The following is a 15,285-nucleotide window of genomic DNA, read 5'->3' as shown; positions in this document are numbered from 1 at the left end:
TCACAAGTAGAACACTTGTTAATAGGCGGTAGGTGGAAGTGCAGTAATGTATGCAGCCGAGCCGTGCTAATAGACCGAGGGCTTGACCTCTAGACAATTGGTTAATTCGCTTCACACAGCAGTCTCAAGGGTTTTGTCAATTGGGCAATCGGCATTGAAACAAATAATCAAACACGTTTGCCCGATTCCCAATTCCCCATACCCGAAAACCACAGGTTTTCCTGGTGTTAATTGCGCGGTGGAACCACACTGACCCCATCCCGAACTCAGAGGTGAAACGCCGCAGCGGCGACGATAGTCTAGGGGTAGCCCTACGCCAAAATAGCTCGATGCCAGGATTTATATTTCAATAAAACCAAAATAACCAAAAGCCTCTCTGATGAAATTCAGAGGGGCTTTTTATTTTTGCTATATTATTAGTGGTATTGTTAGCTAGTTTAAGTGCAATCTAATCAGCAGCGTTCTAAAGTAATTATAGACATCCTCTATTATCTGGTAACTGCTTCGCTATCTCCGATTTTATTTTTAAAATCCACAATTCTTTTATACATAGTCGTGTTATACGCAATCAAACATGGGACTATAAATAAGTTTAATAGCTGTCCCAAAAATGATATTAGAACATCATCACTCCAAGTCATCCTATTTATTTTATTTGTTGCACCACCCAGCATCAGTAAGTTCAAAAAAATCATTTTTCTATAACCTTTAACAATCTGCCAACTTCGTTTAAAAGATTGTATTACAGAACATTTTTCAATGATGATTGTTTGCAGGTAAAAGATTAAGGAAAATCCTAGATACATTCCTGGTATGATAAAAAGTATTATTCCTATAACCACAATAATCCAATATAGTATTGTTGCTCCTAAAAACTGAGGAAATTTGTTAATAGATTCATTTATTGCTTCAGAAATAGTTGTACTTTTATTCTTTAGTTTTTGATAGCTGTAGTAAGCTATTGCTCCTTGCCCGCACAACCAGGCAAAAACATATGCTAAAAATAAAAATATTGCTGTCAAAGCATCACCGGAATTTTTAAACTCTGAATTATTCGTAGATTTTCCTGTAAAGCTTAACATAACAATTAATATAAACTGAGGTACAAACATACTTACTAACGCTAAATAATTAGGTATTGTAAAAATACCTTTAAATTATGTATTTATATCTTTCGGATTTAAAGATAGTGTTGCTTCTTTGGTAGTTTTTTTGTCGGTTGATGTACGATTTGGAAAATTTGTTGATTGTTTTTGAGATGGAGGTGGAGGTGGGGGTAGGGGTGGCTCTGCAACTGATCTTGATGCAGAAGCATGTTGCTTGCGATAATAAGCTCTTAATATTTCATATGCTTGATTTATTCTTTTTAATCTTTCTTGTGCTTTTTGCTGGAGTTTAGGATTGTGAGTAAATCTATCTGGATGCCATACAATAGCTAGTTCTTTATATGCCAGCTTTACCTGTTCCCAAGATGCTTCCGGCTCCAATTCAAGTATTTGATAACATATATTAATTTGATTAATATTAAAACCTTGCTCCTTATAACTCATAGATATTTGTTACCTTTTAAAAGTAAAATTATTTGTATTGTATATTTAATATAATTTTTATAAATAAAAAGAGAGAAGGGTAATTTTACTGAGAAAAAATAATTTATTATTAGTAATTTAGATGAATTGCTTAGGTGAAAATAGACCCCAGTTAGATTAAGGTAGTAAATTCAACCATAAATTGTGAAAAGTGCGAGTTTTTACCGTTGAGATTATTAGGATAGCTATTGCACCGATGAATAAGGCTCAACTGTCTTGATTGAGTTAAGACGTGTAGATGTAAAGCGATCGCCTTTTTCACTGACTGTAAACTTAAAAAAACTGCCGCCCCTGTTAAGAGGTAGATTTGGGAAGTGGGTTTAAGGGCTATCGCACCTTAACCATATAATAAAGCGATCGCCCTATCTCAACTTTGTCAAGTAAAAGGGCTGTTGTTACTGGCGCTAAGATAATAGAATTACCCACGGCGTTGACCCTGATACAATTTAGGCAAGTCGAATTATTCCTGTGGTTGCTTGGAACTCGCTGACTCGATTGTGAATCAAATCACACAAGCTTTTTTTTTATGGAAGAACGCTACTCAACAATTTCCGGCGCAAATTATCTAACGCGGTACACGCGCTGACGTGACGAATCAAAGACCGACCTCGCACTGCACCAAATCGATATTCAAAACTTTCCACTTCGCCATTTGCTCTGGCTAAACCGATATAAACTAAACCCACCGGCTTTGTATCAGTTCCCCCACCAGGTCCTGCGACACCAGTGATACTTAGTCCCCAAGTGGTTGCGAGACGCGATCGCACTCCAATTGCCATTTGTTCTGCTACAGTAGCGCTTACTGCCCCAAATTTCGCTAAGTCTTCCGGGTTCACCCCCAGCAATCCAACTTTCACCGAGTTGTCGTAAGAAATTACCCCACCCCAGAAGTATTCAGAACTACCAGAAATTTCCGTCAACATCTGCCCCAACCCCCCACCTGTGCAGGATTCTGCTACTGAAAGCGTTGACCCAGCCGATCGCAACAACTCACCCCCCACTGAGGCAAGAGTGTCATCATCAGCACCATAATAATCTAACCCCGCAATGTCTTTGAGTTGTTTCTCAACAGGTGAAATCAATTCCTGCGCTGCCGCTTGTGAAGCAGCTTTTGCAGAAACTCGCAAGCGTACTTCCCCCTTTGCTGCATAAGGCGCTACCGTTGGGTTAGGCAAATTCAAATAAGATGACACCTTTTCTGCTAAAGCAGATTCAGCAATACCCCAAAACTTTAACATCCGGCTGTAAATAATTTCCTTTCCCCAACCTTGGCTTTTAAGGAATGGTACTGTGGTTTCTTGCCACATTCTATACATTTCACTTGGCACACCTGGAAAAGTGAAAATTGTTAATTCTGGACGGGGTTGCCAAATTATACCGGGTGCTGTGCCAGTGGGGTTAGGTAAAATTTCTGCACCTTGAGGAATTAAAGCTTGCTTGCGGTTGCTGGGAGTCATTAGGCGATCGCGCAAAGCATATTTACGAGTAATATCTTCAATAATGTCAGCGCGTTCTACTAAAGGTACACCAAAAAAATCAGCGATCGCCTCGCATGTCAGATCATCGGGTGTCGGACCAAGACCACCAGTAAAAATAAGAATTTGCGCTCTGGAAATAGCAATTTCTATAACTTGTTTCAGCCGTTCTGGATTATCTCCCACCACCGTTTGATAGTAGTGAGGAATTCCTAACTGTGCTAATTGTTGCGCCAAAAATTGAGCATTGCTGTTAAGGATATCTCCTAACAACAATTCGGTACCAACACAAATAATTTCTGCACTCATCAAAATGGGGAATTGTTAGTTGTTAGTTGTTGGTTGTTGGTTGTTAGTTGTTAGTTGTTGGTTGTTGGTTGATAGTTGTTGGTTGATAGTTGTTTACCACTATCCACGCTCCCACTATCCACGCTCCCACTATCCACGCTCCCACTATCCACGCTCCCACCATCCACTATCCACGCTCCCAATCCTTTATGATTGTCGAGCGTGTTTCCAAACTCGCCAGCTGATCAAGCTTACCAAAGAGGTGGTAGCACAGGCGTAAGCGATGCCACTGGGTATGCCAGCAATCGCTAATGCCAAACTTCCCACCCATAGAGTTAAAGAGTAAATGAATAAAACTGTCAATCTGTGGGATAAACCAGCCTGTAGCAATCGGTGATGCAGATGGCGTTTATCTGCACTAAAAGGCGATTTGCCGTGGCGCAGTCGCACCAAAATCACGGCGGACATATCAACAATCGGCACTGCCAAAATTAGATAAGGCAGTAACACGGCGGTGAAAGCAGGGATTTTCACCAAACCAATTACACCGACAGATGCCAGGGTGAATCCCATAAAATAAGCCCCGCCATCTCCCATAAATATTTGTGCGGGGTTGAAATTATAGCGGAGAAATCCTAGTGAAGCCCCGGCTAAAGCTGCTGCAATCAAAGCGGCTGCTGGTTGCCGCATAAACAACGCCACTACCAACATGACTACAGCGGCAATTCCCGATACCCCGGCAGCTAATCCATCTAAACCGTCAATCCAGTTTATGGCATTTACCATTCCCACCAACCAAATAATGGTGATAGGTAAACTCAGCCATTCCAGGTGAACTATTCCGACTGTGGGAATGCTAACAAAATCTATGCTTACACCTGCTTTCCAGGCACCAGCGGCAACGATAACTTGCATGACTAAGCGAGTCAGGGGAGATAAGTTTAACAAATCATCTGCTAAACCAATCAGAAAAAAGCCAACACCGCCTAAAGTCACTCCCCAGATTTGCCATTCTTTTTCCGGAGGCAGAATTCCAAATCCACCCAACCACCAAACAATTAGTAGAGAAATTATAGTACCCGCGAAGATAGAAACTCCTCCCAGGCGCACCATCGGGCGTTGATGAACTTTTCGACCACCAGGTTGGTCTACACGTCCACTTTTTATGCCTATGTTTCTGACATCAGGCGTAGTCCAGAGAACGACTACGGCAGCCACAAGGAAGGCAATCAGATGATAAATCTGAGGAGGCATTTGTATCTTTAATAAGTAGTTTGACTAGACAAAAATCACTCTTCGGGATATGTCTTCCTATATCTACTACATTTGGGTCATTAATCAGCATGAGAATTTTAAATTGGGAATTGGGTAATTGAAGAGGGAAAAAGGGGAGGCAGTGCGTTGCAAAGGACAGTCGCACAGGAAGGGTTTCCCGCGCCACATGCGCGGCTGTCGGCAGAGCCGCGATAGCGCAGTGGCTTGACTTGAGCGAACTGTCCGTTGGGGTACCAAGCGTTGTAGCACCTGCTTATGATTGGGCAAAGGGGAAAGGGGAAGAAAAATATAGTACACGTATTCAAAGAACTCTTTATTTCCATACCTTTTCCCTTTTCCCTTTACCCTTTTCCCCTCCTCAAATTGCCCTATGCTAAAGCTGGTACGGGAATTTCTAAGTGAGGATACAAGGGGAAGCGATCGCATAACGTAGCAACTCGTCGCTGACAATCAGCAGCAACTGTCTCTGACTCAAAAGAAAGCAGGCGATCGGCAATAATATTCCCAATCTCAGTAAATTCACTTACTCCCATACCCCGCGTTGTCATTGCTGGGGAACCCAATCTCAGACCGCTGGTGACAAATGGTGACTCTGGATCGAAGGGCACTGTATTCTTATTAGTGGTAACATTGACAATACTCAGCAGCTGTTCAGCTTGCTTGCCTGTCATGCCAATAGACCGTAAATCCACTAACATTAAATGATTATCAGTCCCATTTGACACCAACTTGAAGCCCCGATTTATAAGTTGATTTGCTAGGGCGCGAGAATTTGAAATCACTTGAGCCGAATAAGCTTTAAATTCTGGCTTCAAAGCTTCGGCAAAAGCTACTGCCTTACCAGCAATCACATGTTCTAAAGGTCCACCTTGAGAACCTGGGAAAACTGATTTATCCAACTTTTTACCTAATTCTGGGTCACGGGTCAAGATTATACCACTTCTTGGACCGCGTAGAGTTTTATGGGTAGTTGTGGTGACTACATCACAATAAGGGATGGGATTGGGGTGCAGACCGCTAGCAACCAAACCGGCGATGTGGGCAATATCTGCCAGTAAGTATGCACCGACTTCATCAGCAATGCTGCGGAACTTTTCAAAGTCAATTACACGAGGATAAGCCGAATAACCGCAAATTAAAAGCTTAGGACGCTCCCTTAGCGCCTGCTCTCGAATTTGCTCATAATCAAGCTGTTCTGTTTCCTTATTCACGCCGTAGTGGGAAACTTGAAACCACTTACCGGACACATTTACAGGTGAACCGTGGGTGAGATGTCCCCCATGAGACAAATCCATCCCCATAATTTTGTCACCTGGTTGCAGCAGCGTTAGAAACACGGCAAAATTCGCTTGTGCGCCAGAATGGGGTTGGACATTCGCATGAGCAGCACCAAACAACTGTTTAGCACGGTCAATTGCTAATTGCTCGATTTTGTCAACGAACTCACAACCGCCATAATAACGCTTACCAGGTAATCCCTCGGCATATTTATTAGTCAGGACTGAACCTTGAGCCGCAAGTACAGCGGCTGAGGTAAAGTTCTCACTAGCAATCAATTCCAAGTGGTCGCGTTGACGTTGTAGTTCTTGGTTAATCAACTCCGCGATCGCCGGATCGGCAGAGGCAAGAATTTCTGAGTTATTTCTAGTCACTTGAGTTATCCTTAGAGAAAATTTTCCGAACGGTTGATGCACAAAACGCGCCATTCATGCGTCAAAGTGTTTGAAAGAGTGTCATACCATGACAAATTTTGTCCTAACTTACTTATTATTAAATGCAACCTCGATCGATGCGTTAATTATCATAACGTTCTTTACTCATATCGACATGAAACTGCGCTCCCCCTAAAATGTCGGTAACAATAAGGATATACACGAGGGATTAGATGCTAGTAATTTTAATCGAAGATCAAATCCTTGACCCTCACAAGGTTTGCCAATCTTGTTTACTTGCTGACAAAAGCGGTCAACCACGTTGGCGTCAAGGTCAACTGCGTTGCGGACAAGCTATTCGTAAATTTAGCGAACAGCAGCCAGACCAGTACGAGTGCATGATGGGCTTCCGCATCGCCCATATAGAATAAGCGCAGATTCGCTTATAGACCGAGTAACTGCGTTATCCTAGGCTCATAGTGACTATTAAAATTTCACCACAGGAGAACGCACAATGTCTTGGCGTGGGTCTACAACAGTTTCCGATCGCATTTTTGCTTGCTTACCTTATTTGCTGCCTGTAATTGAGGTTTTTAGATTCGGGAGCTCTTTACGGGCACAGTTTCCACCTCTAAAACTGCTGTTTTCGCCCCTTGAGCCATTGAACGACATTTACGACCGTGTCCCTTATGCCGGACTAATTATTTTCTTTGCTTTATTTTTCTTCGTAATCAGAAACGAAAAAATCAGTCACTTTGTTCGTTTTAACACGATGCAGGCAATTCTTTTAGATATTGTGATCTTTTTGTTTGGCATTTTGATCCCGGTTGTTGGGCTAGTTCCGGCTGGTGATTTTGCGATACAAACCCTATCCACTACCATTTTTCTCGGCATCATGGCAGGGGTTGTATATTCTATTGCTCAGTCGCTCCTAGGACGTTACGCAGAAATTCCCGCTATTTCTGATGCAGTTTACATGCAATTGCCACGTTAGAAGTTAACGTTTGGTTACAGTGTTTTCCAAGCGACCAATACCTTCAATTTCCACGCGGACGCGATCGCCTACATGCAATTGACCTACCCCCAATGGCGTACCTGTGAGTACCACATCCCCTGGCTGTAGTGTCATCACTTGACTAATATAAGACACCAAAAAATCTGGAGGAAAGACCATTTGATCGATACAAGCAGATTGTACAGGATTGGCATCTTCATTTAAAAAAGTTTGCAATCTCGCTCCCGGATTTAATTCTCGGACAATCCAAGGACCTAGAGGACAAAAAGTATCAAAACCTTTGGCTCGCGTCCATTGACCATCGCGTTTTTGTAAATCCCGCGCTGTCACATCATTGGCGATCGTGTAACCCCAAATTTTGGAGTGCGCCTCCTCTGGTGTACAGTCAATAGTGCGATCGCCGATCACCAGTGCCAACTCTCCTTCATAGTCTACCCGTTGCGACTGCCGAGGATACTTAATTTCTGTCTCCGAAGCAATGATAGATGTCGGTGGCTTCATAAATATTAATGGCTCACTCGGTACGTCCGTACCCATTTCTGCCGCATGATCTGCATAATTCTTGCCCACCGCGACAATTTTTGAGGGAGAACAAGGAGCCAAGATTTGGTAGCTGTCTGGTTCCAAGTTCAAATCAGTGGGTTGTCCTTGCAGCCAAGGTGGAGCATCCAACACCTGAACATCTAGGGATATTTGTAATAACCCATAGTAAATAATACCTTCTTGATTTTGAACTCGCACATAGCGCTGCGCCATAACTTTTGATGAATATCCTTATTGTCTGTAATTAAATACGATTCTTTGTAGCCACATTCCTAAACTCACAAGCCATAGCTATAAAAAGCCAAATATAAAGTGCTTTATTTAAAAAGCTTAAGATAGGTAAAGCACCCACTCACCCAATAACATGCAGTTTCACAGGTCTTAGATTTGAACTAGGCGAAAAAAGGAGCGTTGCTGATTAAAATAGAAAGCTGGTAAGATTATAATTCCTTGTTGCTTCAGATGTTTATCGGTGTTGGTCAGAGTGCCAAGGCGAACTTTATCCAAATCGACATCTGATATTAGCAGCCTTTTTGTCCATAAGGAGACACATATACCATGAAAACAGTTTACGAAACAATGTACATCCTGCGTCCTGATTTGGGAGAAGAACAGGTAGAGCAAGCAATCAATAAATACCAGAACCTGCTTCGGGAGCAAGGTGCAGACAATATCGAAATTCAAAATCGCGGTAAGCGTCGTCTGGCTTATGAAATCAATCGTAACCGAGACGGCATCTACATCCAAATGAATTACACAGGACCTGGAGCGGCGATCGCTCCGATGGAACGCGCTATGCGTTTAAGCGAAGAAGTAATTCGCTACCTGACTATTAAGCAGAACATCCCTCAAGAAAAACCAGAAGCAGAACCCGTCGCTTCATAATCAAGAATGGGGAATGGGGCATGGGGCATGGGGCATGGGGAATGGGAATTAGAAGAGGGGTTTTGGGTAAAGGGTTTTGGGTAAAGGACAAGAAAGAAGAAATATTTTCCCTTTCCCCCTTCCCCTTTTCCCCTTCCCCCTTCCTCCTGCCCAATGCCCATTGCCCAATGCCCAATTCCCAATTTTCCAATCTTTTTTCACTCTTATAATAAATTTCCTTTTTTTCTTTTTACGGATTTAGCGATCGAATGCTACATTAACAAGTACTTGCCAAGGGTAGTACCACTGCCGTTATACCTAAGGTGTCCAAGATTCTTAACTTTAACCGTAAGCCACTGTGAGCCAAGCTGACACCTCTACCATCCAAACTCTTTCTACGGAAGCATCGCAACTGCGCCAAGAGTTGCTTCTTCGCGATCAATTAGTACAACAGTTATCTCAAGAACTCTTTCGGCTAGTTAAGGGCAATACTAATTTTATGCCCCAACGGTCGGAGACTGAAGCAGATTTGAGTCAGTTGCAAGCATTGCGAGAACAACTCCAAGCCGTTGAGGAGCAAGTGACATTTTACCAAGAGCAGATTACGACTCGTGATGCCGAGATTTATCAATTACGGCAGACAGTACAAGAATTAAGCGATCGCAGTCGGATGTTGGAACAAGTAGTACAAGAATTACCACAAATTTACCGACGTAAGTTTGAGGAACGTATGTCTCCAGTCAGAGAAAAAGTCGCAACCCTACAACGGGAAAATCGCCAACTGCAAGCAGAATTGCAAAGCGTCAGCTATCGTTTAGCACTCAAAACCCGCACCACTAGTCACAGCGGTATTGATTTGCCTAATTTTTCTCGTCCGGTATCCGATCAACCAAACATTTCTACCCCCCAGAATGCCTGAAGTTGTAACGAAAGCAACAAACTGCGGGGCAAAAAATTAGAAGATTCAATTTGACATTATTAAGTTAATCGTGTCAATTTTTTAATCGGTCAGCTTTAACTTTCTAGCTGCATAATTACAAAAAATATGCTAAGATAATTAACTCTGTGGAAGTGGTTGCTGCTTATTCTATAAAAGTAAACAACCATAAAAGACGAGTAAATAGTTAACTTTTCTCTTTTTATACCGCTTAAAGTTGCTCAAGCCTGCTATGTTGTCAATAGTTGAGTTAAGCAGGTATTGATGCAACATCCCCTACCCCAAGGAAGCAGCAAAAATCCTTGGTGTCCACGTCTCGTCCCTTAGAAGATGGGAGAACGAAGGAAAGCTCAAAGCAATCCGGACACCAGGAGGTCAAAGAAGGTTCATCCTCGAAGAAATCGAAGAAGTCGCAGGTATCCCCAGGACAATTAGAACTATTTGTTACGGAAGGGTTTCGACTCATTCCCAATCAGACGATTTGCAGCGACAACTTGAACATTTACGCTCAAGATACCCAGAGGCTGAAGTTATTTCAGAAACTGGAAGCGGACTCAATTTCCGGAGGAAAAAATTCCTCGCAATTTTGGAACGAATCATCGACGGTGATATCCAACGTATTGTCGTTGCCCACCCTGACACAGGTAACATCAGTATTTCTTACAGATAGAAGTAGCGATTGGTTATGGCTAACAAGTAACCATACCCAAAGGTTATTGATATGGCGAGGTGATAGGGCTAGTTGAAGAAGTTATGCTGTGAAAAATTGCTCTATTAAATTTATTCTGTGCATAACTTAAATTACTACCAGCCCTTGCATTTATCAGATGCGATTTGGATTATAAAAAGCGTGAAATTTATCTTAAACGACTGCGATCGTTTATTGCTAACCTGGACGGCAATCTAGGTATAAACAGTCATGTTTATTTAGAGCGTGATTGATAGTGCTTAACTGCGCTTTTCGCCTCATCATTATTCTCTCGCTTGAGATATAATCTCAGGCTGATACCACCAAACTGGTATCCTTGGCAATGGTGAATATATCTTGGTAAGTATCAAAAATTTCAAAAACAGAGTCTAGTTGGGTAAGTTCCAAAATTAACCGCACAGAAGCCGAACAATTGCAAATAACTAAGCGACAACCGCTTTGTCGGGCTATTTTCAATCCTTTTATTAAGGGAACCAAGCCAGAACTATCCATTAAATCCACTTCAGCTAAATCAATAACCCAGAGTTGATCGCGCTGAGGTTTCACAGTAGCCATTTGTTCGCTTAAAGCCTTACCACCTTCTCTGTCTATGCTTCCTTGGGGTTTGAACAAAATCACTTGACATTCTTGTGCGATCATGAATTTTACAGGGTAGTTGGAATTAAAAAAAACAGGAAAACAACATTAATACTACTTTTCTTTCAATCAAAAGGTTACTGGTTTTACCTTATACTAAGGTTCAGACAGCAATGCTTTTAAAAAAGATATTGTCAGTATTGATGCCGTATAATTTGTGTTAACTTTAATTAATATAGGCATAAGCCTTTAGGAAATTCGGTAACATCCGTATCTTTTACGAAATTTTTATATTTTTCGCAGAGATTTATAAAGTTTATATAAATTCTTTGTAATTTCATTTCCGTAAATCTGCGGATATGATATAGAGTCAGAGAACTTATAGAGAAAAATAAATAATAATTATTGAGTATTATCTATGTAACAGGTGGAATTTAATTGACACACCACCGAAAAAAAAGCAAAGATAGATAGTAAAAGTAAAAATTTGTTTCATATGGCGGTGCTGGATGTCTCTTGAGTTTATATCGCTAGAAAACATCCAGGAAGTTGCCCACCAGTATGGTTATTGGGCTGTTTTTTTGGGAATTTTATTAGAAAATTTAGGAATTCCCCTTCCTGGAGAAACCGTGACTTTAGTAGGTGGGTTTCTTGCTGGCAGTAATGAATTGAATTATTGGCTGGTTTTGGGTGATGCGATCGCAGGTGCATTTATTGGCGGTATCTGCGGCTATTGGATTGGTAGATTTGGCGGTTGGTCTTTTTTGTTGCGAGCTGGTAGCATTTTTCGGATTTCCGAACAGCGGCTACTGAATATTAAAGATAAATTTAGTGAAAATGCTGGTAAAGCTGTATTTTTTGGGCGCTTTTTTGCATTACTGCGAATTTTCGCTTCACCACTAGCAGGTATAGCTGAGATGCCCTTCGGCAAATTCTTTTTGTATAACTTAGCAGGAGCAACTACCTGGGCTAGTGCAATGGTGACATTAGCTTTCTTTGCGGGAAAAATTGTTCCCTTAGAACAATTGGTTGCTTGGGCAAGTCAATTTGCTCTAGCCGCGTTGCTAATTCTGGTTGCAGTCATAGTTATACCGCTGTGGCTGGAGGCTCGGCAAGCGAAAGAATTAGGGAGTGGGGAGTAGGGAGTGGGGAGTGGGGACAAGGGGCGACGGGTGTGGGGACAAGGGGAGGACGAGCGCGAGTGCGTATTTTCCACTCGCCACTGCGTTGCGGTGAGTCAAGGCAGCGCGGTGTCGGTTTGGGTCCATTCGTAGTGGCGAACCCGCTCGTGAGGTCACGAACGTTGAAGCATGTGGTGTCCCCGCCCGTGGAACGTGTCCACTGGACTTGGAGAATAATTCTTCTTTCCCCCCTCCCCCCCTCTCCCCATCTCCCCATCTCCCCATTCCCCATTACCCATTCCCCATTACCATATTTGCGTTGTGTGCAGTTAGATTAGCGATCGCTTCTACCAAAATCATCGGCTCAACTGGTTTGGCGAGATAAAGTTGAAAACCAGCTGCCAACGCCCATTTTTCATCTTCATTTCTGCCATAAGCCGTCAAAGTGATCGCTCTTAACATTTCCCCGTTAAGCGTTTCATTTAGCCTGATTTGACGAATCAAATCGTATCCATCGGCATCTGGCATTCCAATATCACTGATGAGTATATCTGGCTTGAGTGTTTCCAAAACTTGCAAAGCTTGATTAACTGAGGAAACTGCTGTTACTTTTGCACCTTCCTCTTCTAAAATCATAGACAGCAACTCTAGCGTATCATCGTCATCATCAACAGCCAGCACTTGCAACCCATCAAGAAGTTGAGTTGCGTTGAATGAGACTTCATCTTTATTAGTTGGTACATTGTTTAATTGAGGTTCAACAGTCGCAAGTGGCAGAAGCACTGTAAAAGTAGTTCCCTGTCCTTTTCCTTTACTTTCTGCTGTGACAGTTCCACCGTGGAGTTCCACCAATTGCCGAACGATCGCTAATCCTAAACCAAGTCCATTGCGAGAGTGGGAAAATTTACTATCTGCTTGGCGAAATCGCTCGAAAATATAGGGGAGAAAGTCCGAGGTAATGCCTTCACCTGTATCGCTGACTGTAATTTGGGCATGGGGGGATGGGGAGGGGGGAGAGGGGGGGACAAGGGGGAGGGGGAGGACAAGGGAGAAATTCCTGTTTGTCCCCACACCCGTCGCCCCTTGTCCCCACACCCGTCGCCCCTTGTCCCCTTATCCCCCTGTCCTCTACTTGCGACAATCGAATTTCTATCGTTCCTTCGGGCGGTGTAAACTTGATGGCGTTAGAAAGTAAGTTCCAGACAATTTGCTGCAAGCGATTTTGATCGCCCATAACTTGCCCGACTGAGCCATTAAGTATAGATATCAGCTTTAGGGATTTGGCTTGAGCCGTCAACTCTACGGTATTGAGTGTATTTTCAATCACATTCGCCAAATCGACGGGTGACTTTTCCAGTTGCATTTGTCCTCGCATTAAGCGAGAGTCGCTTCTAACTCAATTAAAACCTGTTGGGTATGAGTCACCAACCGCTGATTTGAAATCAGCTTCAAGGTATTGCGATAAGATACCACAGTATTGGCAACTAACAACGCCAATGCTAACCCCAGCCCGATTGTAATTTGTTGTGAGTGCGATCGTTTCATAATTGTTGGGGGTTAGTGGGAGCGTTGAAGCGTTGGAGCGTTGTTAGTAGTTGGTAGTTAGTTGTCAAAAAGCACTTCTACTCCCTTCCCGCTCAAAGAATACCTATTTAACGAACCGCGTTCGCCCAGCCGCGTAGGCGTGAAGGAGAAGACACGCTCGTACACGTTCGCCCAGCCGCGTAGGCGTGAAGGAGAAGGAGGAAGGAAAAGAAGATAGGTAATTTTATAGCGGGAAGGGAGTAATCACGCTCCTACTATCCCCTATCCCCTATCCCCTATCCACTAACAACTATCCCCTATCCCCTATCCACTAACAACTATCCAAATTCCACTAACTCTTCCCCCGCTGTGCCCAAATACGTGTTGGTAGTCCCCAAACGTAAATAAAGCCTTCGGCTGCTTTATGATCGAATTGATCTTCAGCTCCGTAGGTTGCCAAATCTGGTGTGTAAAGGGTATTTTCAGAAGTACGCCCAACTATCGTGGCGTTACCTTTAAACAGTTTTACTCGCACAGTTCCGGAAACTCGCTCTTGAGTTTTTTGAATAAACGCATCCAATGCAGCTTTGAGTGGACTGTACCACAAACCGTTGTAAACCATTTGGGTATAAGTTTCTTCAATACCACGCTTGTAGTGGGTAATATCTGCGGTTAAAGTCAGGCTTTCTAAATCTCGGTGTGCTTGAATTAATACTAACATTGCTGGTGATTCGTAGATTTCCCGCGATTTAATGCCTACCAAGCGGTTTTCTATCATATCAATCCGCCCGATACCGTGGTTGCCGGCTGAAGAGTTGAGTTGTTCAATTAGCGCAACTGGGTTTTTAGCTTCTCCGTTGAGGGTGGTAGGAATGCCTTGAGTGAAACCGATTTCAATGTATTCTGGTTCGTTGGGGGTGTCGGCGATCGCTTTCGTCATCTGATAAATTTCTTCTGGTGGTTCAACTGCCGGATCTTCCAGAACACCAGCTTCTATGCTGCGACCGAGCAAATTTTTATCAATACTGTAGGGGGATTTCTTTTTCACTGGTGAGGAAATACCAAAACGTTCGCCATAAGCGATGGTTTCTTCACGACTCATTCCCCATTCCCGCGCTGGTGCTAGTATCTTCAGATTGGGGTTCAGTGCTGCACAGGATACATCAAAGCGTACCTGATCGTTACCTTTACCAGTGCAACCGTGAGCGATCGCATCTGCACCGTATTTTTCTGCGGCTTCTACTAATATCTTAGCAATCAACGGACGCGCAAGCGCAGTTCCCAAAGGATAGCGATTTTCATAAAGAGCGTTTGCTTGAATCGCTCCAAAGGCGTAATCTTTAACAAATCTATCTTTGACATCCGCTACCAGAGATTCACTTGCACCCGATTTTAAAGCTTTTTCTCGAACTGGCTCTAATTCATCGCCCTGACCTAAATCTGCTGCTAGCGCAATCACTTCTTCCACACCCCACTCATGCATCAAGTAGGGAATGCAAACTGAGGTATCTACTCCACCAGAATATGCCAGAACAACCTTTTTAGCGCGACCCATTCAAAACTCCTGATAGCAAAACGAAATAATGAGTCAATATTATCTAACTAATTTGGAATCAAAAATACAATTATTTCATCACATTGAAAATCGCAAAGCTTAGAACCCCGGTTTCGCAGGAGTTACCGGGGTTCGCAGGAGTTACCTGGGTTGTTGTTCGCG

At 42.9% G+C, this 15,285-nt stretch carries 19 protein-coding genes and 2 rRNA genes; 8 read left to right on the top strand and 13 right to left on the bottom strand.

The genetic code is table 11. The annotated features are described in order from the left end of the window. Both AABK37_RS26215 and rrf read left to right on the top strand, forming a co-directional pair. A 23S ribosomal RNA gene (locus tag AABK37_RS26215) occupies positions 1-90 on the top strand; the annotation flags it as partial. A 130-nt stretch (positions 91-220) separates the two neighbouring features. Then, positions 221-338, top strand: a 5S ribosomal RNA gene (gene rrf / locus AABK37_RS26210). 150 nt (positions 339-488) lie between these two features. Here rrf and AABK37_RS26205 read toward each other — a convergent pair. From AABK37_RS26205 to glyA, 5 genes are all read right to left on the bottom strand, one after another. Next, positions 489-1,112, bottom strand: coding sequence for a hypothetical protein (locus tag AABK37_RS26205; protein ID WP_432554441.1), 624 nt, complete (start codon positions 1,110-1,112; stop codon positions 489-491). 45 nt (positions 1,113-1,157) lie between these two features. After that, entirely contained in the window at positions 1,158-1,550 is a 393-nt protein-coding gene (locus tag AABK37_RS26200; protein ID WP_432554440.1) for a J domain-containing protein, read from the bottom strand. A 563-nt stretch (positions 1,551-2,113) separates the two neighbouring features. Further along, positions 2,114-3,373: a competence/damage-inducible protein A gene (locus tag AABK37_RS26195; RefSeq protein WP_432554439.1), complete on the bottom strand. Its 1,260-nt coding sequence runs from the start codon at positions 3,371-3,373 to the stop codon at positions 2,114-2,116. 186 nt (positions 3,374-3,559) lie between these two features. Next, entirely contained in the window at positions 3,560-4,606 is a 1,047-nt protein-coding gene (locus tag AABK37_RS26190) for a glycosyltransferase family 4 protein (RefSeq protein ID WP_432554438.1), read from the bottom strand. Between the two features lie 389 nt (positions 4,607-4,995). Continuing rightward, positions 4,996-6,279 carry a serine hydroxymethyltransferase gene (gene glyA / locus AABK37_RS26185; protein WP_432554437.1) on the bottom strand — a complete coding sequence of 428 codons (1,284 nt, stop codon included), beginning with the start codon at positions 6,277-6,279 and terminating at the stop codon, positions 4,996-4,998. Positions 6,280-6,512: 233 nt separating this feature from the next. Here glyA and AABK37_RS26180 point away from each other — a divergent pair, with 233 nt between their 5' ends. Together AABK37_RS26180 and AABK37_RS26175 are read left to right on the top strand one after the other, a co-directional pair. After that, positions 6,513-6,710 carry a hypothetical protein gene (locus tag AABK37_RS26180; RefSeq protein ID WP_432554436.1) on the top strand — a complete coding sequence of 66 codons (198 nt, stop codon included), beginning with the start codon at positions 6,513-6,515 and terminating at the stop codon, positions 6,708-6,710. A gap of 83 nt (positions 6,711-6,793) precedes the next feature. Next, on the top strand, positions 6,794-7,273 hold the full coding sequence (locus tag AABK37_RS26175) for a Tic20 family protein (protein ID WP_432554435.1): 480 nt from the start codon (positions 6,794-6,796) through the stop codon (positions 7,271-7,273). A 3-nt stretch (positions 7,274-7,276) separates the two neighbouring features. Here AABK37_RS26175 and AABK37_RS26170 read toward each other — a convergent pair whose 3' ends face one another. Next, the gene (locus AABK37_RS26170) at positions 7,277-8,050 is read right to left on the bottom strand and encodes a fumarylacetoacetate hydrolase family protein (protein ID WP_432554434.1); all 774 of its coding nucleotides are present in this window, start codon (positions 8,048-8,050) and stop codon (positions 7,277-7,279) included. Between the two features lie 345 nt (positions 8,051-8,395). Here AABK37_RS26170 and rpsF point away from each other — a divergent pair, with 345 nt between their 5' ends. After that, positions 8,396-8,722 (top strand): 30S ribosomal protein S6, encoded by a 327-nt coding sequence (rpsF, locus tag AABK37_RS26165; protein WP_432554433.1) that lies wholly within the window; start codon positions 8,396-8,398, stop codon positions 8,720-8,722. Here rpsF and AABK37_RS26160 read toward each other — a convergent pair. Further along, positions 8,686-8,883, bottom strand: a complete 198-nt coding sequence (locus AABK37_RS26160) for a hypothetical protein (RefSeq protein ID WP_432554432.1) — start codon at positions 8,881-8,883, stop codon at positions 8,686-8,688. The two genes, rpsF and AABK37_RS26160, sit on opposite strands and share 37 nt — an antisense overlap. Before the next feature lie 176 nt (positions 8,884-9,059). On the opposite strand from AABK37_RS26160, the gene AABK37_RS26155 reads away from it, so the two are divergent. Continuing rightward, entirely contained in the window at positions 9,060-9,620 is a 561-nt protein-coding gene (locus tag AABK37_RS26155) for an Npun_F5560 family protein (protein ID WP_432554431.1), read from the top strand. Between the two features lie 289 nt (positions 9,621-9,909). Next, positions 9,910-10,308, top strand: a complete 399-nt coding sequence (locus tag AABK37_RS26150) for an IS607 family transposase (protein WP_432554442.1) — start codon at positions 9,910-9,912, stop codon at positions 10,306-10,308. Between the two features lie 327 nt (positions 10,309-10,635). Here AABK37_RS26150 and AABK37_RS26145 read toward each other — a convergent pair whose 3' ends face one another. Further along, positions 10,636-10,986: an STAS domain-containing protein gene (locus tag AABK37_RS26145; RefSeq protein WP_432554430.1), complete on the bottom strand. Its 351-nt coding sequence runs from the start codon at positions 10,984-10,986 to the stop codon at positions 10,636-10,638. Positions 10,987-11,432: 446 nt separating this feature from the next. On the opposite strand from AABK37_RS26145, the gene AABK37_RS26140 reads away from it, so the two are divergent. Further along, positions 11,433-12,065, top strand: coding sequence for a DedA family protein (locus AABK37_RS26140; RefSeq protein ID WP_432554429.1), 633 nt, complete (start codon positions 11,433-11,435; stop codon positions 12,063-12,065). Here the strand turns inward: AABK37_RS26140 and AABK37_RS26135 are convergent. The 5 genes from AABK37_RS26135 to AABK37_RS26115 form a co-directional block, all read right to left on the bottom strand. Then, complete coding sequence (locus tag AABK37_RS26135) at positions 12,010-12,336, bottom strand: hypothetical protein (RefSeq protein ID WP_432554428.1); 327 nt, start codon at positions 12,334-12,336, stop codon at positions 12,010-12,012. The two genes, AABK37_RS26140 and AABK37_RS26135, sit on opposite strands and share 56 nt — an antisense overlap. Next, on the bottom strand, positions 12,336-13,115 hold the full coding sequence (locus AABK37_RS26130) for an ATP-binding response regulator (RefSeq protein ID WP_432554427.1): 780 nt from the start codon (positions 13,113-13,115) through the stop codon (positions 12,336-12,338). The genes AABK37_RS26135 and AABK37_RS26130 overlap by 1 nt, the downstream gene beginning before the upstream one ends. Next, positions 13,009-13,407 (bottom strand): sensor histidine kinase, encoded by a 399-nt coding sequence (locus tag AABK37_RS26125; RefSeq protein ID WP_432554426.1) that lies wholly within the window; start codon positions 13,405-13,407, stop codon positions 13,009-13,011. Before AABK37_RS26125 ends, AABK37_RS26130 begins: the two co-directional genes overlap by 107 nt. Before the next feature lie 11 nt (positions 13,408-13,418). Next, positions 13,419-13,589 (bottom strand): hypothetical protein, encoded by a 171-nt coding sequence (locus tag AABK37_RS26120; RefSeq protein ID WP_432554425.1) that lies wholly within the window; start codon positions 13,587-13,589, stop codon positions 13,419-13,421. A gap of 331 nt (positions 13,590-13,920) precedes the next feature. After that, positions 13,921-15,123 carry an argininosuccinate synthase gene (locus AABK37_RS26115; RefSeq protein WP_432554424.1) on the bottom strand — a complete coding sequence of 401 codons (1,203 nt, stop codon included), beginning with the start codon at positions 15,121-15,123 and terminating at the stop codon, positions 13,921-13,923. Positions 15,124-15,285: the final 162 nt, after the last annotated feature.

Origin of the sequence: Tolypothrix sp. VBCCA 56010, from assembly GCF_050875635.1 — a bacterium.
Taxonomy (GTDB): domain Bacteria; phylum Cyanobacteriota; class Cyanobacteriia; order Cyanobacteriales; family Nostocaceae; genus Hassallia.
Note: the sequence above shows the minus strand (reverse complement) of the source record. Positions and strands in the feature narration are given on the sequence as shown.

What these genes read in the sequence shown, in the direction of transcription:
- AABK37_RS26145 (WP_432554430.1), bottom strand. Translation starts at nt 10,986, where the DNA reads ATGATCGCACAAGAATGTCAAGTGATTTTGTTCAAACCCCAAGGAAGC.
- AABK37_RS26175 (WP_432554435.1), top strand. Translation starts at nt 6,794, where the DNA reads ATGTCTTGGCGTGGGTCTACAACAGTTTCCGATCGCATTTTTGCTTGC.
- AABK37_RS26180 (WP_432554436.1), top strand. Translation starts at nt 6,513, where the DNA reads ATGCTAGTAATTTTAATCGAAGATCAAATCCTTGACCCTCACAAGGTT.
- rpsF (WP_432554433.1), top strand. Translation starts at nt 8,396, where the DNA reads ATGAAAACAGTTTACGAAACAATGTACATCCTGCGTCCTGATTTGGGA.
- AABK37_RS26140 (WP_432554429.1), top strand. Translation starts at nt 11,433, where the DNA reads ATGTCTCTTGAGTTTATATCGCTAGAAAACATCCAGGAAGTTGCCCAC.
- AABK37_RS26125 (WP_432554426.1), bottom strand. Translation starts at nt 13,407, where the DNA reads ATGCAACTGGAAAAGTCACCCGTCGATTTGGCGAATGTGATTGAAAAT.
- AABK37_RS26200 (WP_432554440.1), bottom strand. Translation starts at nt 1,550, where the DNA reads ATGAGTTATAAGGAGCAAGGTTTTAATATTAATCAAATTAATATATGT.
- AABK37_RS26205 (WP_432554441.1), bottom strand. Translation starts at nt 1,112, where the DNA reads ATGTTTGTACCTCAGTTTATATTAATTGTTATGTTAAGCTTTACAGGA.
- AABK37_RS26120 (WP_432554425.1), bottom strand. Translation starts at nt 13,589, where the DNA reads ATGAAACGATCGCACTCACAACAAATTACAATCGGGCTGGGGTTAGCA.
- AABK37_RS26195 (WP_432554439.1), bottom strand. Translation starts at nt 3,373, where the DNA reads ATGAGTGCAGAAATTATTTGTGTTGGTACCGAATTGTTGTTAGGAGAT.
- AABK37_RS26160 (WP_432554432.1), bottom strand. Translation starts at nt 8,883, where the DNA reads ATGGGCATTGGGCAGGAGGAAGGGGGAAGGGGAAAAGGGGAAGGGGGA.
- AABK37_RS26190 (WP_432554438.1), bottom strand. Translation starts at nt 4,606, where the DNA reads ATGCCTCCTCAGATTTATCATCTGATTGCCTTCCTTGTGGCTGCCGTA.
- AABK37_RS26170 (WP_432554434.1), bottom strand. Translation starts at nt 8,050, where the DNA reads ATGGCGCAGCGCTATGTGCGAGTTCAAAATCAAGAAGGTATTATTTAC.
- AABK37_RS26135 (WP_432554428.1), bottom strand. Translation starts at nt 12,336, where the DNA reads ATGGGGAATGGGGAGATGGGGAGATGGGGAGAGGGGGGGAGGGGGGAA.
- AABK37_RS26115 (WP_432554424.1), bottom strand. Translation starts at nt 15,123, where the DNA reads ATGGGTCGCGCTAAAAAGGTTGTTCTGGCATATTCTGGTGGAGTAGAT.